Source organism: Rhizobium sp. BR 250, assembly GCF_047445855.1.
Taxonomy (GTDB): domain Bacteria; phylum Pseudomonadota; class Alphaproteobacteria; order Rhizobiales; family Rhizobiaceae; genus Agrobacterium; species Agrobacterium tumefaciens_I.
Genome location: NZ_JARWKW010000012.1, coordinates 138,716 through 156,346 on the forward strand (window position 1 = coordinate 138,716; position 17,631 = coordinate 156,346).

Here is a 17,631-nt window from a genome sequence, read left to right on the forward strand (position 1 = left end):
CAGCCAGGCACCGCAAAGAGGCACGGTGCGAAAGCACCGTGCCGTGATTGGAAGGAGACATCAGCATGCGCCGAACCAAGGCCGAGGCAGAAGAGACGCGTCAGGCGATCCTTGCCGCTGCCGAGCGGGTGTTCTTCAAAAAGGGCGTGGCCAATAGTTCACTGGACGAAGTGGCGGCCGCGGCCGGGGTGACCCGAGGGGCAATATACTGGCACTTCTCCAGCAAGACCGACCTATTTATCGGTCTTTACGAATCTGTGGCGTTGCCGGAATCGGATCTGCTGGATTTTGGCGATCCGGACCTCAAGGGAACTGCGCTGCTGGCCAAGATCGAGGAAGCGACCTGCAAGTGGCTTGCGCTTCTGGCGGAAGACGAACAACGCCAGCGCATCATGACGATCAGTCTGCGTACCAATTATTCCGACGAATTCGCCCCGGTCCTGCATGCACAGGAAGAGCTGGACCGTCACCACAAAGATGTGCTGGAGGCCGCTTTTCAGCGTGTACAGTCAGAGGGTGTCTTTAATGATAATTGGACGGCGGAATCGGCGCTCGGTGCGCTTTACTGGATGCTGAAAGGCATTGTTTACGACTGGTTGCTGTTCGGTCAACGTTTCGATCTGGTCAAGGAAGGGGCCGAGGCCATGCATCGCCTCATGAAGGGGTTCCAGCGTCCTCCGGCACCGTGACCGGAGCGCTGCATCATCCTGCCGCGCCGGTCAAATTTGAGTGTATTCTAAAAGACCAGCGAAAATTGCTTTACGTACCTCAAAACGGACGCTAGCTTCTTTCTCGAGCTTTGGGAGGAGTTCGCGGATGGTCATTTCAGGTAAAATCAAGGGGCAAGCGCCGTTCGTTCGTGCCGGATACCGGTGACGACAGATGGCTTTTGCTGAAGAAACTCCAGACCCGGCCCTGATCCGGACGGTCGGGCTGTCGAAGTCTTTCGGTCCGGTACAGGTTCTGAAGGATATCGAGATTGCGGTGCGGGCCGGCGAGGTCCACGCGATCATCGGCGAGAACGGCGCCGGCAAGTCGACGCTGATGAAGCTGCTTGCGGGCAATGAAAAACCATCTGGCGGCGAAATCCTGATTGACGGCACGGCGGCTGCGTTGAGCGGCCCGGTGGATGCGGAACATCGTGGCATCGTTCTCGTGCATCAGGAAATATTGCTGGCGCCTGATCTGACGGTAGCGCAGAACATCTATCTCGGCCGCGAATTGCGCAAAGGCCCGATGGTGGATGACCGCGCCATGCGCGACGGCGCGCGCAAGGCGGTCAGCGAACTTGGCGGCATGATCGATCCCGACGCCATCGTCGGCAACCTGTCGATTGCCCAGCGGCAATTGGTGCAGATCGCTCGCGTTCTGCTGGTGCCGCATCGCGTCGTGATTTTCGACGAGCCGACCGCGAGCCTCACGCCCATCGAAACCGACGCGCTTTTGAACGTCATCCGCGACATCAGGGCAAAGGGCGTCGCCGTCCTTTATATTTCTCACCGTCTGCCGGAAGTGAAGGAGATTGCCGACCGGGTGACGGTTTTGCGCGATGGCAGGCTGGTCGCATCCCATCCGGCGTCGGCGCTGGAGCCGGCGGATATGGCCCGGCTGATGGTGGGGCGCGATGTCGCCAAGCTCTATCCGGACCGGCACGCCGGCGGCGAGCGCGAACCGGTTCTCCAGGTGGAGCATTTCACCGTTCCCGGTTATGCCCAGGATGCCGGTTTCAGCCTGCGCAAGGGCGAAATTCTCGGTTTCGCCGGCCTGGTCGGGGCGGGCAGAACCGAGCTTATGGAAGGGATACTCGGCCTGCGGGCCGGGCGCGGAACGATCCGCCATCTGGGTCATCAAGTGCACTTCGCAAAGGCGGAAGACAGCCTGAAGGCCGGCATCGTTTATCTGAGCGAAGACCGCAAGGGCAAGGGCCTGCTGCTCTCCAAGGACTTGCGGGTCAATCTGACGCTTGCCTCGCTTAAAAAATTCAGCCGGCTGTTCCAGATCGACACCCGCCGGGAGACGGCGGCGCTCGACGATGCGATCCATGATTTCGACATCCGCACCGGTCGCAAGGATCTGCTTGCTGGCCAGCTTTCCGGCGGAAACCAGCAGAAGCTGCTGCTGGCCAAGATGATGCTGCTCGATCCGTCCATCGTCATCATCGATGAACCGACGCGTGGCATCGATATCGGCACCAAGGAGCAGATCTACCGCTTCATCGCGAGGCTTGCGGAGGAGGGCCGGTCGATCATCGTGGTCTCCTCGGAAATGCCGGAACTGATCGGCATTTGCGACCGTATTCTGGTGATGCGTTCGGGCAGGATCGTCGGAGAGGTGACGGGCGAGCGCATGACCGAAAACGACATCGTGGCGCTGGCGACGGGCGTTCATACGCAGGAAGTCGCCTGAGATTCCGTGTCCTTTAAAATATGGCCTGAAGAAAAGACAATTGAGGGAAAACATGACTGAGGCCGCACTTGATAACGGCAAAACGCCGAAGACCTCGAAGGACTGGGACCTGCGCGCCGTCGCGCCTTTCGTGGCGCTGGCCCTGCTCTTGGTGCTCGGCACCATTGCCAATCCGAATTTCATCGGTATCGACAATCTTTTGAATGTTGTGACCCGCAGCGCCTTCATTGCCATCATCGCGCTTGGCGCAACTTACGTCATCACGTCGGGCGGGCTCGATCTTTCCGTCGGCGCCATGGTCGCTTTCGTCGCCAGCCTGATGATCCTGTTCATGAACAGCGGCGCCATCGCCAGCCCGCTTCTGATGCTGCTCACCGCCATGGCGCTGGCGCTCGCCATTGGCGCGGCCTGCGGACTGGCGAACGGCCTCATCACCACCATCGGCCGTATCGAACCCTTCATCGCCACGCTCGGCACCATGGGCATTTATCGCGGCCTGACCACCTGGCTGTCGCAGGGCGGGGCGATCACGCTGCGCAACCCGGAAATCCAGACGCTTTATCGCCCGGTCTATTTCGGTAATGTCCTCGGCGTGCCGGTGCCGGTCATCGTCATCTTCGTGACGGCCGCCATCGCGGCCTTCGTGCTTTACCGCACCCGTTACGGCCGGCATCTGACAGCCGTCGGTTCCAGTGAAGACGTGGCGCGTTATTCCGGCATTTCGGTCGCCCGGGTCCGCACGATAGCCTATGTGGTGCAGGGGCTCTGTGTCGCCGTTGCCGTGCTGCTTTACGTGCCGCGCCTTGCCTCCACATCCGCCACGACGGGCATGTTGTGGGAATTGCAGGCCATCACCGCCGTCGTCGTCGGCGGCACGGCGCTGCGCGGCGGGGTAGGGCGCATCTGGGGCACGATCTGCGGCGCCTTCATTCTGGAGATCGTCGGCAACATCATGATCCTGTCGAACTTCGTCAGCGAATATCTGATCGGTGCCATTCAGGGCGCGATCATCATCATCGCTATGCTGGTGCAGCGCTCTTTGAGCCGCAGATAGCGGGAGGATGGGGAGTTTGGCCGCGCCATGTGGGGCAGGCGCGGTTGTAAGAGGAGGAACGCCCCGGTCTTGGGAGGAAAGAGACTATGCGTAGAAAATTCATCGGCGTGGCATTTGTCGCGCTGGCTGCCGTCCTTGCGGGTTCTGCTCATGCGCAGGACAAGAAGGTTACGATCGGCGTGTCCATTCCGGCGGCCGACCATGGCTGGACGGCGGGCGTCGTTTATCACGCCGAGCGCGTGGCCAAGCTCCTGATGAAGGAGCATCCGGGGCTCAATGTGATCGTGAAGACCTCGCCGGATGCCGCCAACCAGGCAAACGCGCTTCAGGATCTTGCGGTGCAGGGGCTGGACGCACTGGTCGTGCTGCCGTCCGATCCCGATCCGCTCGTCAACGCCATCAAGGAAATCAAGGACAAGGGCACCTTCGTCGCGCTCGTCGACCGCGCGCCGAGCGTTAACGACAATTCCATCCGCGATCTCTATGTCGCGGGTAACAACCCCGCGCTCGGACAGGTGGCGGGCGAATATATCAAGAAGACCACGCCTGACGCGGAAGTGGTGGTCATTCGCGGCCTGCCGATCCCGATCGACCAGCAGCGCCAGGATGGTTTTGACAAGGGTATCGCCGGCTCGAACGTCAAGGTTCTCGACCGCCAGTACGGCAACTGGAACCGCGACGACGCCTTCCGCGTGATGCAGGACTATCTGACCAAATACAAGAAGATCGACGTGGTCTGGTGTCAGGACGACGACATGGCGATCGGCGTGCTGGAAGCGATCCAGCAGGCGAAACGCACCGATATCAAGTATATCGTCGCGGGTGCCGGTTCCAAGGACATGATCAAGAAGGTCATGGACGGCGACAAGCTGGTGCCGGTCGATGTGCTTTATCCGCCGGCGATGGTGGCGACTGCCATGCAGCTGACGGCCGGTCATTTCTACGATCAGGTGCCGGTTGCCGGCGAGTATATTCTCGACGCTACGCTCATCACCAAGGACAATGCCAAGCAGTTCCACTTCCCGGATTCGCCGTTCTGACACGGTGAGTTCACGCAACGTGACGTCCGCCGGAAGGCGGGCGTTACGGGGTGTGACGGAGGTTTGCCCGCAAGCGACGTCATCCTCGGGCCTGTCCCGAGGATCTGTCAATGTTTCATAAAACAGAGAGGTTGCAGATGCTCGGGACAGGCCCGGGCATGACGGCGGAGATGCTCTCAGCCGTTCTTGCGAAACCACGCCGAGAGATAGTCCACGAAGCTGCGCACCTTGGCGGGCAGGTAACGGCGGTGCGGGTAGACCGCGTAGATGCCCCTGTCCTTGGAAATATAATCGTCAAACAGCGTCACCAGCTCGCCGGACTGGATATAGGGCCGGGCGATGAAATCCGGCACCATGGCAATGCCAAGCCCGGCACGCGCGGCGCGTAGCGTCGCCTGCGGGCTGTTGACCTCGATCGGGCCGCTGATGGCGACCGAATTCGAACCGCCATCCGGTTCGAAATAGCGCACGGAATTATGGAAGCGCGTATTGGTGTCGATGATGAAGGGAACCCGGCCGAAATCCTGCGGCCCGTCGAGCGGCCCGTGCTGCGCCACGAAATCCGCCGTCGCCACGGCATAGACCCGGAAATCGGAAAGCTTGCGGGCGATGAGGCCCGAATCTTCGAGCCGGGTGATTCGAACCGCGAGGTCGAAACCTTCTTCGATCAGGTCGACGAATCGATCCTCGGCGACGATTTCGAGCGACAGTTCCGGATTTTCCTTGGCGAAATCGATCAGGCTCTGGCCGACATCGGCATCGATGAAGGTGCGGGGAACCGAAATCCGGAGCTTGCCCTTGAGGTCGGCATTCTTCTCACGCACCAGATCGGCGAGGTTGTCGATCTCCTTCAAAATATCGGAAGCGGTACGGTAATAGGTATGTCCGGCCTCTGTCAGCGAAAATTGCCGGGTGGTGCGATTGAGGAGCAATGCACCGAGATCATCTTCCAGTTCCCGCACATATTTGGACAAAAGCGCCTTGGAACGCCCCGTCTTGCGCGCGGCTGCGGAAAAACCCTCCGCCTCGACGACATCGATAAAGGCGCGGATGCGGGTGAGCGTGTCCATGAAAATCCTCCGGTTCGTTCCATATAATTGAACGCCGGGGAGCGACTGTTCAACCCTAAATTCGCTGCCGAAAAAATCCGCTATTTGATGAAAAAATCCTCTTGATTATGACTGCGAATATTCTTATTTCACGGGCTGCCCAAAGTCGCACGTGCCCATGTGTGTCCGCCGAGTCCTCGATGTGGTGAGGATTTAGGTAAGGTACCTGGAACTAACCCCTCCAGTCGCTATTCCGGCCAACCGGGAAATGCGAGGACATATGAAGCAACGACGGTGCGGGCCTTTCTGGTTCTCTGCCGGCTTTCCATCAGCCGGGGTACTGAAGAGGCACACCATCATTGCCTGAAGTGCGGTCGGGTCAATCCCTCCAATCGATGGCAGACAAAGCCGAATGATGCTCTGGCAGGGCGTCGTTCATATTCGCGCCTTGAGCGTATGCTATCGATTCTGCGCCTCCACCGGCTGATTCGAATGCATATCTCGAGCGTCCTTTGTCCTCCGGATTTTTCCGGAGCCGGTTTTATAGGGAATATATCGATGACGACTGCACGCATTCTCGACTTCATCAAGACCCGACGTCCCGAAGGCCCTTGCCTCGTGGTTGATCTCGACGTCGTGCGCGACAATTTCAACGCGTTCCGGCATTCCCTGCCGAACAGCGCGATCTACTACGCCGTGAAGGCAAACCCGGCTCCCGAAATCCTGAAGCTGCTCGCTTCTCTTGGCTCCAACTTCGATTGCGCCTCCGTGGCTGAAATCCAGATGGCGCTCGATGCGGGTGCAACGGCCGACCGTATCTCCTTCGGCAACACCATCAAGAAGGAACGCGATGTTGCACGCGCTTATGCGCTCGGCATCGATCTCTTCGCCGTGGACAGTCATGAGGAAGTCGAGAAGGTTGCCCGTGCCGCTCCCGGCGCGCGCGTCTTCTGCCGCGTGCTGACGGATGGCGAAGGTGCGGAATGGCCGCTGTCGCGCAAGTTCGGTTGCGTGCCGCAGATGGCCGTCGACGTTCTGGTCTATGCGCATCAGCTCGGTCTTGAGTCCTACGGTGTGTCCTTCCACGTCGGTTCGCAGATGATGAACCTCGACGCATGGGATGCGGCGCTGGCCGATGCCAAGCGCGTCTTCGCATCGCTTGCCAAGCAGGGCATCCACCTGCAGATGGTCAATATGGGTGGCGGTTTTCCGACCAAGTACCTGCGCGACGTTCCGGCTGCCGAAGAATACGGCCAGGCGATCGACGCGGCGCTGCGCAAGCACTTCGGCAACCAGATCCCGAAGACGATCATCGAGCCGGGCCGCGGCATGGTCGGCAATGCAGGCGTCATCAAGGCGGAAGTCGTTCTTGTCTCGCGCAAGTCCGACAATGACAATCACCGCTGGGTGTTCCTCGACATCGGCAAGTTCGGCGGTCTCGCCGAGACGATGGATGAGGCGATCCGTTACCCGATCCGCACCGAGCGCGATCAGGACGAGATGGAGCCCTGCGTTCTGGCCGGTCCGACCTGCGACAGCGCCGACGTGCTGTATGAAAAGAACATGTATCCGCTGCCGGTCTCTCTGACCATCGGCGACGAAGTTCTGATCGAAGGCACGGGCGCCTATACGACGACCTATTCGGCGGTTGCCTTCAATGGCTTCGAACCGCTGAAGGCCTACGTCATCTGATTCGAACGCCGCCCGCTGAACAGGGCGGCGTCTCGACCAAGCTTCCGTTCCGGCCCTGCCGATTGTGCTGTTGCGCAAATCCCTGCTTGCTGCACCTCTTCCAGCCGAGGAAAGCGTGTCGGCGGGCCGGAACGGTTTCACCATTTTTCATCAAGGGCCGCGTGTGGGCGGTTGTGTGACGGAGGGCCGAGAGATGGCCGCTCTTCTGAATTCGGTACGTGCATTTTTCACACCGCAGACATTTCATGTCGATCAGGAAAATCCGGGCGATGTTGTCGCCCGTGAGAACCTGCTGGACCGCGCCATGGGCGTCGGCCGTCGCCGCAAGTCTTCCGAAAAGTTGCGCGCCGGCCGCGTTCCGGCCGAAGGCCTGGCGCTCGTCGCCCGCGATGAGGACGGCCATGTCATCGGCACGGTGCGCCTGTGGAATGTCGAAGCCGGCATTTCGCGCGAAGGCCGCGCGGTTGACGCGCTGCTGCTTGGCCCGCTCGCCGTTGACGCCGCCCATGAAGGCAAGGGCATCGGCTCGGCGCTGATGCGCGCGGCGATTGCCGAAGCGACCAAGCGCGGCCACGGCGCCATTCTTCTGGTGGGCGATGCGCTTTATTACGAGCGCTTCGGCTTTTTCGCCGACAAGGCCCAGCACCTGATCATGCCCGGCCCGTTCGAGCGCAGCCGTTTCCTGGCGCTGGAACTGAAAGCCGGTTGGCTGGAAGGTGCCGCCGGTCTTCTGGTCGCGAACGGCCGCAGGCTTTCGGCCTGAGCGATATCCGTTGATATCATGCCCCGGCTGAATGGCCGGGGTTGCTCTTCCGCGAGAGCAGATATTGCTCTCATGTTCGATCTGTTCGCAGATCGGCATTTCTGTAGCGAAAAATGTATGGTCGCCCGAAGGCGACTTGCGAAGCATAGGGCACACCATGAGACCGACCCTAAGGGCGAAGGCCATCTCAGTCTGCGACGACAGAATCGTAAAAAAGGGTAAGGGTGTTGGCCTGTCATTCTATGCGTTCTTTGCAAACAGGAACGACGACCCCGACCTTCTTATGGAAGCCGCTGAGTGGTGGATCAAAACCCATGCACTCGATCATTTCGAGAAGGCGACTAAAATTCGTGAGATGATTAGATCTGGGCAGTAGGCGCTATGAACCTCATAGACCGCAAACTTCCTCACTCTGGCTCCACTCTCCCCAGTGCGGTGTTGGCCCCGGGCTTATGAGTTTACGGTCTAGGGCGACGTGCGTGGCCTTTCCGTCGAGAATTTTCCGAACGCATATTGCCTCCGGCAATTTGCGGGTATATACCCGAGACAAATGCCAAACGATAGCTGCCACTGCATCCTGTTGCGCAAAGCATCCCGCAAGGTCTCGTCCTATTATGACGAGGCGCTGGCGCCGCTTGGCGTCAATATCGGCCAGTTCAGCCTGCTGCGGAACATCAACCGGACGGCCCCTGTTTCGCTGACCGACCTTGCCGCGCGGGTGGAGCTGGATCGCTCCACCGTTGGCCGTAATGCCAAGGTGCTGGCCCGTATGGGGCTGGTAGCCATCGGCCACGGCGAGGACCAGCGGGAGGCGGTGCTGACGGTGACGGAGGAGGGGCAGGCGATCCTGAAAACGGGCGCGCCGCTCTGGGATGGGGTACAGGACGAAATCGAAGCCCGGCTGGGTCCGGAAAAGACCGCGCAATTGCAGGAACTGCTCGCAGCCCTGTAATTTTTTGATCATAAAGCGGGTACCTGCCCGCAAAATCAGGTATATACCCGCAGGACTCGGCCAAAGGCCATGGGAAAGGGATTTTGAACATGCTCTCCACAAGCCTTGCCAGCTGGATGGCCGGCAGAAACCTGCATTACGGTTGGGTCGTTGCGCTCACCACCTTTCTGACCATGCTGGCCACCGCCGGCGCGATGGGATCGGCGGGGGTGATGATCCAGCCGCTGCATCAGGAATTCGGCTGGGACATCGCCGATATTTCCTCCGCAATGGCGGTGCGTCTGGTGCTTTTTGGCCTCCTCGGGCCTTTCGCCGCCGCCTTTATGAACCATTTCGGCATCCGGCAGGTGGTGTCGACGGCGCTTGCCCTCATCATGGGCGGCATCGTGGCTTCCTTTTTCATGACTGAGGTGTGGCAATTACTGCTTCTATGGGGCGTGGTGATCGGTGTTGGCACCGGCATGACGGCGCTGGTGTTGGGTGCGACGGTGGCGGCACGCTGGTTTTCCAAACGCCGGGGCCTCGTGATCGGCCTGATGACGGCCAGCAACGCCACCGGTCAGCTGGTGTTTCTGCCGTTGCTGGCGGCATTGACCGAAGCCTATGGCTGGCGAACAGCCCTGACGCTCTCCGTTGCGGTGATTGCGACCGCCATGATCCTCGTGCTTCTTCTGATGCGCGACCACCCTGCCGATGTCGGCCTGCCGGCCTATGGCGAGACGGCGGTGATAAAGCCGCCGAAGCAGGACCACAATCTTCTCGCCACGCTGGTTTCACCGCTGGTGACGCTCAAAAGCGTGTCTGGAAACGCGGTCTTCTGGGTCCTGTTCGGCACATTTTTCGTCTGCGGCCTTTCGACCAACGGTCTTATCCAGACTCACTGGATTTCGATCTGCGGTGATTTCGGCATGGCCGCGGTCACGGCGGCCGGCACGCTGGCAGTGATCGGTATCTTCGATTTCTTCGGCACGATCTTCGCCGGCTGGCTTTCCGACCGTTTCGACAACCGCTTCCTGCTGTTCTGGTTCTACGGTCTGCGCGGCCTCTCCCTGCTTTATCTCTCCTTCTCCGGGTTCAGTTTCGTCGAGCTTTCGGTCTTCGCCGTGTTCTACGGGCTGGACTGGGTGGCGACCGTGCCGCCGACGGTGAAGCTGGCTGCCGAGAATTTCGGCCGCGAAAAGGCGGGTCTGGTTTTCGGCTGGGTCTTCGCCGGCCATCAGCTCGGGGCGGCCACCGCCGCCTTCGGCGCCGGTTTCTTCAAGAGCGATTTCGATACCTATATGCCCGCGCTGCAGATCGCCGGCCTGATGTGCATGATCGCCGCTGTCTCGGTATTGCTTCTGAGGAAGCCGGGTTCCGCCACCCTGACGCCGCAGACGGCCTGAGGGTAAAGAGAGGGCGCCAGAGCGGCGCCCTTTTTGCTTTTCGGCTGTGTGAAAGCAGCCTCGCGGTACAGCGTCTGTGGCGCAATTGTCACTATGCCGCCTGCTTCGCCGGTCTGAAAGGCGATCGTCATTCCCATTTGATCCATCTCAATCGGCCCACCCCGTCCATCGCCATAGTGGCTGCGATCCGGTTTGGCAGGCGAAGAGTCGCCGGTCCGCCGTCATCAGCCGGTTCCGGGCCTCCCGGCCGCGCTGCGCTATAGGAGAGATGGAATGACGAAGATGAACAAGAAGACTGCCCTGCTGGCTGGCGTTGCGGCAATGATGATGGCGAGCGGTACGCTGGCCGCCGATCTGGCCCCGGTAGCACCGGCGCCCACCGCCGAAGAGGCGATTGCCGCGGCAAGCCCGTGGATGCTGCGCGTGCGCGGCCTCGGCGTCATCACCCATGACAGCGGCAGCGTCGACGGCGTGCCGGGTGCTGGCCTGTCCTATTCGGATACGGTGATCCCCGAACTCGACATCAGCTATTTCTTCACCGAAAACTTCGCCGCCGAACTCATCCTCGGTACCACCTATGCCAGGATCAATGGCGAGGGCGTGCTGGCCGGCACACCGGTGGGCAAGACCTGGCTACTGCCGCCGACGCTGACGCTGCAGTATCACTTCACCGATTTCGGCGCCTTCAAGCCCTATATCGGCGCGGGCGTGAACTACTCGCTGTTCTACAACCAGTCGGAAAAGCCCGGTTTCAGCAATCTGGACGTCAAGAACAAGCTCGGTGCGGCTGTGCAGGTCGGTTTCGACTATATGCTGGATGAGCATTGGGGCGTGAACTTCGACGTGAAGAAGATCTTCCTGAAGACGGACTGGACCGCCGAACTGGGCGGCACGCCGATCAGCGGCAAGGCTAAGCTCGATCCGTGGCTGATCGGCGCCGGTATCACCTACCGCTTCTGATCAGGGCCTGGTGACGCGCCGCCTTTGACTGGCGGCGCTTTCTGGACTATAGGACGGCCACGGGCAGAAGAGCCCCGGCCGTCCGCAGGCGTTATCGCCCCTGGTGAAGCTCTTTCCTGAATAACGGTCATCCCCATGTTTTGCATGTCGTCGATGGCAACGCGGACCCCCTTCGGAAAATTCGGCATGCGCATGTTGGAGAACCGTTATGAACGTGTCCAAACCACTTCCCGCGCTTGAGGGACTGAAAGAACAGGCAAAACGGCTGCGCGCCGCTCTTGAGGAGCAGGGGCAGGCAATCACCCACTCGAAAGCGCTGGAACTCATCGCCGCGCAATATGGCTTCCGCGACTGGAACACCCTCCACGCGGCTGCCGGCAACCGACCCGCCTTCAATCCCTATCTTTTGGGCTCAAGGGTGGAAGGTTTTTATCTCGGCCAGCCCTTCGTGGCCTCCGTGCTCGGCGTTCAGGCGCTCGGCGGCGATCCCGAACGCTACCGGCTGACGCTTCATCTTGATGATCCCGTCGATGTCGTGACTTTCGAAAGCTTCTCCGCCTTTCGCCAGCGTGTTCACTGCAATGTCGACACGTCCGGACGCACGATGGAGAAAACCTCCAATGGCCGGCCGCAGGTGGAACTGGTCTGGTAGAAACCTGCGATCGCGCCTCACTGTGGGCTTCTAAGATCCCGTTGCAACCACCGCACTGCATTCCGGCTTCGCTCCGGGATGCAGTTTTCTATTTGGGAATACAAAATGGTGTATCAGGTTGCAATTTGCGCCCCGGCGACATTATAGTTCGTTGAGAAGTACTAATATTACATTTTTATAAATAATTTTGGATGAGGCATTGATGAGCGCGGATCGCAATCCCGGGCGTTGGATTTACGTCGATTCCATTCGAGGTATGGCGGCTTTGGCGGTGATCTACTTTCACATCGCGGAAGTAGCGTATAAAGGCAGATTTATCTCGAATTCGGCAGAGTATTATCTGTTTTACGTCTTCACCGAATATGTCGACCTCGGAAAGATCGCCGTCGTCATGTTCTTTGCGGTTTCCGGCTTTGTCATTCCATTCTCCTTGCTGAAAGCGGGCAATGCGCCCTTGCGTGGTTTCGCAATTTCACGGTTTTTCAGGCTCTATCCCGCTTATTGGGTGTCGATGATGCTGGCTCTGGCGATTATTCCGCTGGTGCGGGGAGATGTGTTCACGCTGAAGCAGATCATCGCCAATGTGACGATGCTGCAGCAATTCCTGGGGCAGCAGAATATTCTCGGCGTTTACTGGACGCTGCAGATAGAGATCGTCTTCTATGTCGTCAGTGGCGTGCTGTTTTATGTCAGGCTTCTGCATAAACCGGAGGGAGCGGCGGGGGCCGTGGTGTTTTTCCTGTTGTGCGCAGTTGGGATGGCTGCAACCCGCTACGCCGTGGGCATCAAATTGCCCGTCGCGATACCGCTTGGGCTGACTGTCATGTTCTGGGGGCTGTTGTGGCGTCACGGGGCCAGCGACCAGGCCGGGGCGAAGCTGCGAAAGCTTATCCTCGCCACATCCCTTCTCGTGGTCGTTACCGTGCCTGTCATAAGTATAATGTGGATATGGGTTTCGGCGAGACCTGGTATCGCTATACGATTGCCTATTATGCGGGAATGGCGCTTTTTGCGCTGTTCACGACCAGGCTCCGCATCACGCATCCGGTTTTTGTCTGGCTGGGCGCGATAAGCTATTCCGTCTATCTGCTTGGCCCGGTGGCCCAACCGATCGTGGAATATATTCTGCCCTACCGGCAACTCGCTCCTTATCCCATCCATGTCACCATCGTGTTGACCTGCGTCCTGACGGTGATCATGGCCTATCTGAGCTACCGTTTCATCGAGCTGCCGTTCCAGACATTGGGTAAGAAGCTCGCCTTCCGCCAGTCTTCCCTTCCGGCCGTGTCATCTCCGTGAAATTGGCCCGGCGCGACCGCAACAGGCGGCCGTGCCGGGATGTCATCGGTCCCTTACTAGCGCCTAAATCCGTTTGCCCGCCGCATCGAACAGGTGGAAATCCTTTGCCTGCGCGGCGATCTTCAGCGTCGCGCCGATGCGCAGCTGCGAGCGGCCGTGAACGCGGAAGACGATGGTGGTGCCATCGGCGAAGGAGCCGTGCACATAACTTTCCGCGCCCACCAGTTCCACGGCATCCACCTGCACGGTGCCGGTGAATGCGGCGTCGGCCGGGGCTTCATCGGCAAGTGTGATGTCTTCCGGGCGGATGCCGAGCGTGGCGACACCCTGCGGCAAGGCTGTGGTTCCCTGCACCGACCATCCGGCCGAGCCATTGGCCGGTGCCGCACCATGGTTCAGCAGGTTCATGGAAGGCGAACCGATGAAGGTGGCAACGAAGGTGGTGGCAGGTTTTTCGTAAAGCTCGATCGGCGTGCCCATCTGCTCGATACGGCCGGCATTCAGCACCACCAGCCGGTCGGCCAAGGTCATGGCCTCCATCTGGTCATGGGTCACATAAACGCTGGTTGTGGCGAGCGAGCGTTGCAGGCGGCGGATTTCCACGCGCATCTGCACGCGCAGCTTGGCGTCGAGGTTGGAGAGCGGTTCATCGAAGAGGAAGGCCGCCGGCTTGCGCACGATGGCGCGGCCCATGGCCACACGCTGGCGCTGGCCACCGGAAAGCTGGCGCGGCTTGCGCTCCAGGAACTGTTCGATCTCCAGTGCCTTGGCGGCCTCGGTGATCCGCCGCTCGATCTCCTCCTTCGGCGTGTTGCGGTTCTTCAGGCCATAGGCAAGGTTCTGGCGCACAGTCATATGCGGATAAAGCGCATAGTTCTGGAACACCATGGCGATGTCGCGGTCGGAGGGCTCGAGATCGTTGACGACACGATCGCCAATGACGATCTGGCCGCCTGAAATGCCTTCCAGCCCGGCGATCATGCGCAGCAGCGTGGATTTTCCGCAGCCGGAGGGACCGACGAGCACGATCATTTCGCCGTCGGCGATGTCCATGGACACGCCCTTGATGGCCTCGACATTGCCGCCATAAACCTTGCGGACGTCTTTCAGCGCAATTTTTGCCATTACTTCTCGGTCTCCACCAAACCTTTGACGAACCAGCGCTGCATCAGCACCACAACCAAAACAGGGGGGATGATGGCGAGGATCGCCGTCACCATCACATAATTCCACGGCGTCGAAGCATCGGTGAAATCCACCATGCGCTTCAGGCCGATGATGATCGTGTTCATCTTGGCATCGTTGGTGACGAGCAGCGGCCAGAGATATTGGGTCCAGCCATAGATGAACAGGATCACGAACAGGGCAGCGATATTTGTTCTCGACAGCGGCAGCAGGATATCCCGCATGAAGCGGAACGGCCCGGCATTGTCGATGCGCGCCGCCTCGACCAACTCACCGGGAATGGTCAGGAAGAACTGCCGGAACAGGAAGGTCGCGGTCGCAGATGCCATCAGCGGCAGCGTGAGCCCCGCATAGGTGTCGATCAGTCCGAGATCGACGATGACCTTGTAGGTCGGCAGGATACGCACTTCCACCGGCAGCATGAGCGTGATGAAGATCATCCAGAAGAAGCCCATGCGGAAGGGAAAGCGGAAAAAGACGATGGCGAAGGCCGACAGGAACGAAATGACGATCTTACCGATGGCGATGGCGAGCGCGACAACGAAGCTGTTGAACAGCAGCCGTTCGAGGCTGACGCCCACGACCCTTTCGACACCGCCGGCCATGGCCTCGCTGTAGTTTTCGCCGAGATGGCCGCCGGGCAGAAGCGACATGGGCGGGCGGATAATGTCGTTCGACGTCATGGAGGACGCGATGAAGGTATAATAGATCGGGAAGGCCACAATGATGATGCCAAGCACCAGCATCAGATGGGCAACCACGCGTGCGACGGGGCGGTTTTCAATCATGGGAAATCCTCAGCCGTAATGCACGCGCTTCTCGACGAAGCGGAACTGGAAGGCGGTGAGCGCGATGACGATCACCATCAGGATCACGGATTGCGCGGCGGAAGAGCCGAGGTTCAGGTTCACGAAGCCATCATTATAGACCTTGTAGACCAGCGTTTCGGTGGCCTTGGCAGGCCCGCCGCCGGTGACGGCATGGATGATGCCGAAGGTGTCGAAGAAGGCATAGACCGTGTTGACGACCAGAAGGAAGAAGGTGGTCGGTGCAAGCAGCGGGAAAACGATGGTCCAGAAGCGCCGCGAACCGCGTGCGCCGTCAATGGAGGCCGCTTCCAGCAGTGATTTCGGAATTGCCTGCAAGCCTGCGACAAAAAACAGGAAATTGTAACTGATCTGCTTCCATGCGGCGGCTGCGACGACGAGCAGCATGGCCTGATTGCCGTTAAGCAGCGGATCCCACATGATGCCGTTGCGGCGCAGGATGTAGGAGAAGGTGCCCATGGCCGGGTTGAACATGAACAGCCACAACATGCCGGCCACGGCGGGCGCGACGGCATAGGGCATGATCATCATGGTGCGGTAAAAACCCTTGCCGCGCACCACACGGTCGGCCGCGGTCGCCAGAAGCAGCGCCAGCCCCATGGAAACGAGCGCGGTCAGAATGCTGAAGATGACCGTGACCTGCAGCGAGTTGAGATAACTCTCATCCGACAGAACGGCGGAAAAATTGGCCAGCCCGACAAAATTGCTGTTCAGCCCGAAGGCATCCTCGCGCATGGTCGACTGGTAAAGCGCCTGGCTTGCTGGCCAGAAAAAGAAGATCACCGTGAGGATGATCTGCGGCGCGACCAGCAGATAGGGCAGGATCTTGTTGGGGAATACGACGCTTTGCACGGCGATCTCCTGATGACATGGGAATGCCGCCCGCACCTGAAAGGGATGCGGGCGGGGCAGGGGATCGCTTAGTTGCCGGCAGCCTGCTTGATGGCCGCATCACCACGCTGGACGATCTTGTCCAGAGCCGTCTTGGCATCCTGCTTGCCGGCCAGCATCGCCTCGAACTCCTCGTTCATGATGTCGCGCACCTGCGGCAGGTTCACGAGACGAACGCCCTTGGAGTTTTCTGTCGGCGGCTTGCCCATCATCTGCAAAAGCGGCGTTTCGCGGGCAGGGTTCTTGTCGTAGAAGCCGGATTTCTTGGTTTCCTCATAGGCCGCGATCGTCACCGGCATATAGCCGGAGACCTGATGCAGGCGAGACTGGATCTTGGTCTGCGAGAGGAAATGGAAGAATTCCGCCACGCCCTTATATTCGGCGTCGCTCTTGCCGCCGAATACCCAGAGGCTGGCGCCGCCGGGAATGGTGTTCTGCGGGCCGTGGCCTTCATAATAGGGCAACTGGCCGATGCCGTAATTCATGCCGGTCTTGACGATATCGCCAAGGCCGCCGGAGGATTCGGTCAAGATGCCGCATTCACCGGACATGAAGAGCTGCTTGGCTTCCGAGGTACGGCCGCCATAACGGAAGGTGCCGTCCTTGGCGAGATCGGCAATCGCCTGGAAATGTTCGACGAAGAGCGGCGCATTGACCGCAAGCTTCACATCCGTGCCACCAAGCCCGTTTTCATTGCTGCCGTAGGAGACGTTGTTCCAGGCGGCGAAGTTTTCGGTCTGGATCCAGGTGAGCCAGGTGGAGGTGAAACCGCATTGTGCGGCACCGCTGGTCTTGATCTTCTTTGCAGCTTCGAAAACTTCCGGCCAGGTCTTCGGCGGGTTTGCGGCGTCAAGCCCGGCCTTCTGGAAGACATCCTTGTTGTAATAAAGGATCGGCGAGGACGAATTATAGGGGAAGGACAGCATGGTGCCATCGGGCTTGGAATAATAAGCGACGATACCGGCCAGATATTCATCCTTGTTGAAGGTGTAGCCACCTTCCTTCAGCACGTCCGCCACCGGCTTGATGGCGCCGGCCGCACCCATCATCACACCCGAGCCGGCATCAAAGACCTGAATGATGGCCGGTGCCTGCTTGGCGCGGAAAGCGGCGATGCCGGCATTCAGCGTTTCGGGATAGGTGCCCTTGAAGACGGGCATGACCTTGTAGTCTTTCTGGCTGTCGTTGAATTCCTTCGCGAGTGAATCCACGACTTCGTTGTTGGCACCGGTCATGGCGTGCCACCACTGGATTTCCGTTACGGCGTATGCGTTCGATGTGACAAAAAACGAAAGCGCGGATGCCGCAGCAAGGCGGTAGCTGAGTTTTTTCAAGGTGATTCCTCCCGTTTTAAAAACAGTAAAAGATACATGCCCTTATTGCAGCCTATCCTCCTCGATCCGGCTGCGGGCGATCTTTTCTGTATTAGCATGCTGATTAAAAGCGAACTCTAACGAAAATGCAAGAGAACGTGGA

General features: G+C 59.5%; 18 protein-coding genes. 13 read left to right on the forward strand and 5 right to left on the reverse strand.

The features are described from left to right. Positions 1 to 65 precede the first annotated feature (65 nt). From QD336_RS19030 to QD336_RS19045, 4 genes are all read left to right on the forward strand, one after another. Positions 66 to 689 carry a TetR family transcriptional regulator gene (locus QD336_RS19030; RefSeq protein ID WP_269709768.1) on the forward strand — a complete coding sequence of 208 codons (624 nt, stop codon included), beginning with the start codon at positions 66 to 68 and terminating at the stop codon, positions 687 to 689. Between the two features lie 193 nt (positions 690 to 882). Then, positions 883 to 2,406 carry a sugar ABC transporter ATP-binding protein gene (locus tag QD336_RS19035; protein ID WP_499171756.1) on the forward strand — a complete coding sequence of 508 codons (1,524 nt, stop codon included), beginning with the start codon at positions 883 to 885 and terminating at the stop codon, positions 2,404 to 2,406. A gap of 52 nt (positions 2,407 to 2,458) precedes the next feature. Next, positions 2,459 to 3,460 (forward strand): ABC transporter permease, encoded by a 1,002-nt coding sequence (locus tag QD336_RS19040; RefSeq protein WP_269343040.1) that lies wholly within the window; start codon positions 2,459 to 2,461, stop codon positions 3,458 to 3,460. Positions 3,461 to 3,546: 86 nt separating this feature from the next. After that, the gene (locus tag QD336_RS19045; RefSeq protein WP_499171758.1) at positions 3,547 to 4,500 is read left to right on the forward strand and encodes a substrate-binding domain-containing protein; all 954 of its coding nucleotides are present in this window, start codon (positions 3,547 to 3,549) and stop codon (positions 4,498 to 4,500) included. Between the two features lie 176 nt (positions 4,501 to 4,676). Here the strand turns inward: QD336_RS19045 and QD336_RS19050 are convergent, their stop codons facing one another. Then, on the reverse strand, positions 4,677 to 5,570 hold the full coding sequence (locus QD336_RS19050; RefSeq protein WP_269343042.1) for a LysR family transcriptional regulator: 894 nt from the start codon (positions 5,568 to 5,570) through the stop codon (positions 4,677 to 4,679). 537 nt (positions 5,571 to 6,107) lie between these two features. On the opposite strand from QD336_RS19050, the gene odc2 reads away from it, so the two are divergent. The 9 genes from odc2 (at position 6,108) to QD336_RS19095 (ending at position 13,252) form a co-directional block, all read left to right on the forward strand. Then, positions 6,108 to 7,241: an ornithine/lysine decarboxylase gene (gene odc2, locus QD336_RS19055; RefSeq protein ID WP_269343044.1), complete on the forward strand. Its 1,134-nt coding sequence runs from the start codon at positions 6,108 to 6,110 to the stop codon at positions 7,239 to 7,241. A 193-nt stretch (positions 7,242 to 7,434) separates the two neighbouring features. Continuing rightward, a complete protein-coding gene (locus QD336_RS19060; protein ID WP_499171759.1) occupies positions 7,435 to 8,004 on the forward strand; it encodes a GNAT family N-acetyltransferase in 570 nt (189 codons plus the stop codon). A 157-nt stretch (positions 8,005 to 8,161) separates the two neighbouring features. Then, positions 8,162 to 8,380, forward strand: a complete 219-nt coding sequence (locus tag QD336_RS19065; protein ID WP_499171760.1) for a DUF6500 family protein — start codon at positions 8,162 to 8,164, stop codon at positions 8,378 to 8,380. A 174-nt stretch (positions 8,381 to 8,554) separates the two neighbouring features. Then, positions 8,555 to 8,956, forward strand: coding sequence for a MarR family winged helix-turn-helix transcriptional regulator (locus tag QD336_RS19070; protein ID WP_269343050.1), 402 nt, complete (start codon positions 8,555 to 8,557; stop codon positions 8,954 to 8,956). A gap of 89 nt (positions 8,957 to 9,045) precedes the next feature. Continuing rightward, positions 9,046 to 10,341 carry an MFS transporter gene (locus QD336_RS19075; RefSeq protein WP_499171761.1) on the forward strand — a complete coding sequence of 432 codons (1,296 nt, stop codon included), beginning with the start codon at positions 9,046 to 9,048 and terminating at the stop codon, positions 10,339 to 10,341. A gap of 273 nt (positions 10,342 to 10,614) precedes the next feature. Then, on the forward strand, positions 10,615 to 11,301 hold the full coding sequence (locus tag QD336_RS19080) for an OmpW/AlkL family protein (protein ID WP_499171762.1): 687 nt from the start codon (positions 10,615 to 10,617) through the stop codon (positions 11,299 to 11,301). A gap of 208 nt (positions 11,302 to 11,509) precedes the next feature. Further along, on the forward strand, positions 11,510 to 11,953 hold the full coding sequence (locus QD336_RS19085; RefSeq protein ID WP_499171763.1) for a glyoxalase superfamily protein: 444 nt from the start codon (positions 11,510 to 11,512) through the stop codon (positions 11,951 to 11,953). 202 nt (positions 11,954 to 12,155) lie between these two features. Beyond that, positions 12,156 to 13,025, forward strand: a complete 870-nt coding sequence (locus tag QD336_RS19090) for an acyltransferase family protein (protein WP_499171764.1) — start codon at positions 12,156 to 12,158, stop codon at positions 13,023 to 13,025. A gap of 41 nt (positions 13,026 to 13,066) precedes the next feature. Then, positions 13,067 to 13,252 carry a hypothetical protein gene (locus tag QD336_RS19095; protein ID WP_499171765.1) on the forward strand — a complete coding sequence of 62 codons (186 nt, stop codon included), beginning with the start codon at positions 13,067 to 13,069 and terminating at the stop codon, positions 13,250 to 13,252. A gap of 63 nt (positions 13,253 to 13,315) precedes the next feature. Here QD336_RS19095 and QD336_RS19100 read toward each other — a convergent pair whose 3' ends face one another. From QD336_RS19100 to ugpB, 4 genes are all read right to left on the reverse strand, one after another. After that, on the reverse strand, positions 13,316 to 14,377 hold the full coding sequence (locus QD336_RS19100) for a sn-glycerol-3-phosphate import ATP-binding protein UgpC (protein ID WP_269343060.1): 1,062 nt from the start codon (positions 14,375 to 14,377) through the stop codon (positions 13,316 to 13,318). Then, positions 14,377 to 15,225: a sn-glycerol-3-phosphate ABC transporter permease UgpE gene (gene ugpE / locus QD336_RS19105; RefSeq protein WP_269343062.1), complete on the reverse strand. Its 849-nt coding sequence runs from the start codon at positions 15,223 to 15,225 to the stop codon at positions 14,377 to 14,379. The genes QD336_RS19100 and ugpE overlap by 1 nt, the downstream gene beginning before the upstream one ends. A gap of 9 nt (positions 15,226 to 15,234) precedes the next feature. Then, the gene (ugpA, locus tag QD336_RS19110) at positions 15,235 to 16,116 is read right to left on the reverse strand and encodes a sn-glycerol-3-phosphate ABC transporter permease UgpA (protein WP_269343063.1); all 882 of its coding nucleotides are present in this window, start codon (positions 16,114 to 16,116) and stop codon (positions 15,235 to 15,237) included. A 68-nt stretch (positions 16,117 to 16,184) separates the two neighbouring features. Further along, positions 16,185 to 17,495 carry a sn-glycerol-3-phosphate ABC transporter substrate-binding protein UgpB gene (ugpB, locus tag QD336_RS19115; protein ID WP_269343505.1) on the reverse strand — a complete coding sequence of 437 codons (1,311 nt, stop codon included), beginning with the start codon at positions 17,493 to 17,495 and terminating at the stop codon, positions 16,185 to 16,187. Positions 17,496 to 17,631: the final 136 nt, after the last annotated feature.

Excerpts from the sequence above, each read along its gene's own strand:
- QD336_RS19030 (WP_269709768.1), top strand. The coding sequence starts at position 66 with ATGCGCCGAACCAAGGCCGAGGCAGAAGAGACGCGTCAGGCGATCCTT.
- QD336_RS19035 (WP_499171756.1), top strand. The coding sequence starts at position 883 with ATGGCTTTTGCTGAAGAAACTCCAGACCCGGCCCTGATCCGGACGGTC.
- QD336_RS19040 (WP_269343040.1), top strand. The coding sequence starts at position 2,459 with ATGACTGAGGCCGCACTTGATAACGGCAAAACGCCGAAGACCTCGAAG.
- QD336_RS19045 (WP_499171758.1), top strand. The coding sequence starts at position 3,547 with ATGCGTAGAAAATTCATCGGCGTGGCATTTGTCGCGCTGGCTGCCGTC.
- QD336_RS19050 (WP_269343042.1), bottom strand. The coding sequence starts at position 5,570 with ATGGACACGCTCACCCGCATCCGCGCCTTTATCGATGTCGTCGAGGCG.
- odc2 (WP_269343044.1), top strand. The coding sequence starts at position 6,108 with ATGACGACTGCACGCATTCTCGACTTCATCAAGACCCGACGTCCCGAA.
- QD336_RS19060 (WP_499171759.1), top strand. The coding sequence starts at position 7,435 with ATGGCCGCTCTTCTGAATTCGGTACGTGCATTTTTCACACCGCAGACA.
- QD336_RS19065 (WP_499171760.1), top strand. The coding sequence starts at position 8,162 with ATGAGACCGACCCTAAGGGCGAAGGCCATCTCAGTCTGCGACGACAGA.
- QD336_RS19070 (WP_269343050.1), top strand. The coding sequence starts at position 8,555 with ATGCCAAACGATAGCTGCCACTGCATCCTGTTGCGCAAAGCATCCCGC.
- QD336_RS19075 (WP_499171761.1), top strand. The coding sequence starts at position 9,046 with ATGCTCTCCACAAGCCTTGCCAGCTGGATGGCCGGCAGAAACCTGCAT.
- QD336_RS19080 (WP_499171762.1), top strand. The coding sequence starts at position 10,615 with ATGACGAAGATGAACAAGAAGACTGCCCTGCTGGCTGGCGTTGCGGCA.
- QD336_RS19085 (WP_499171763.1), top strand. The coding sequence starts at position 11,510 with ATGAACGTGTCCAAACCACTTCCCGCGCTTGAGGGACTGAAAGAACAG.
- QD336_RS19090 (WP_499171764.1), top strand. The coding sequence starts at position 12,156 with ATGAGCGCGGATCGCAATCCCGGGCGTTGGATTTACGTCGATTCCATT.
- QD336_RS19100 (WP_269343060.1), bottom strand. The coding sequence starts at position 14,377 with ATGGCAAAAATTGCGCTGAAAGACGTCCGCAAGGTTTATGGCGGCAAT.
- ugpE (WP_269343062.1), bottom strand. The coding sequence starts at position 15,225 with ATGATTGAAAACCGCCCCGTCGCACGCGTGGTTGCCCATCTGATGCTG.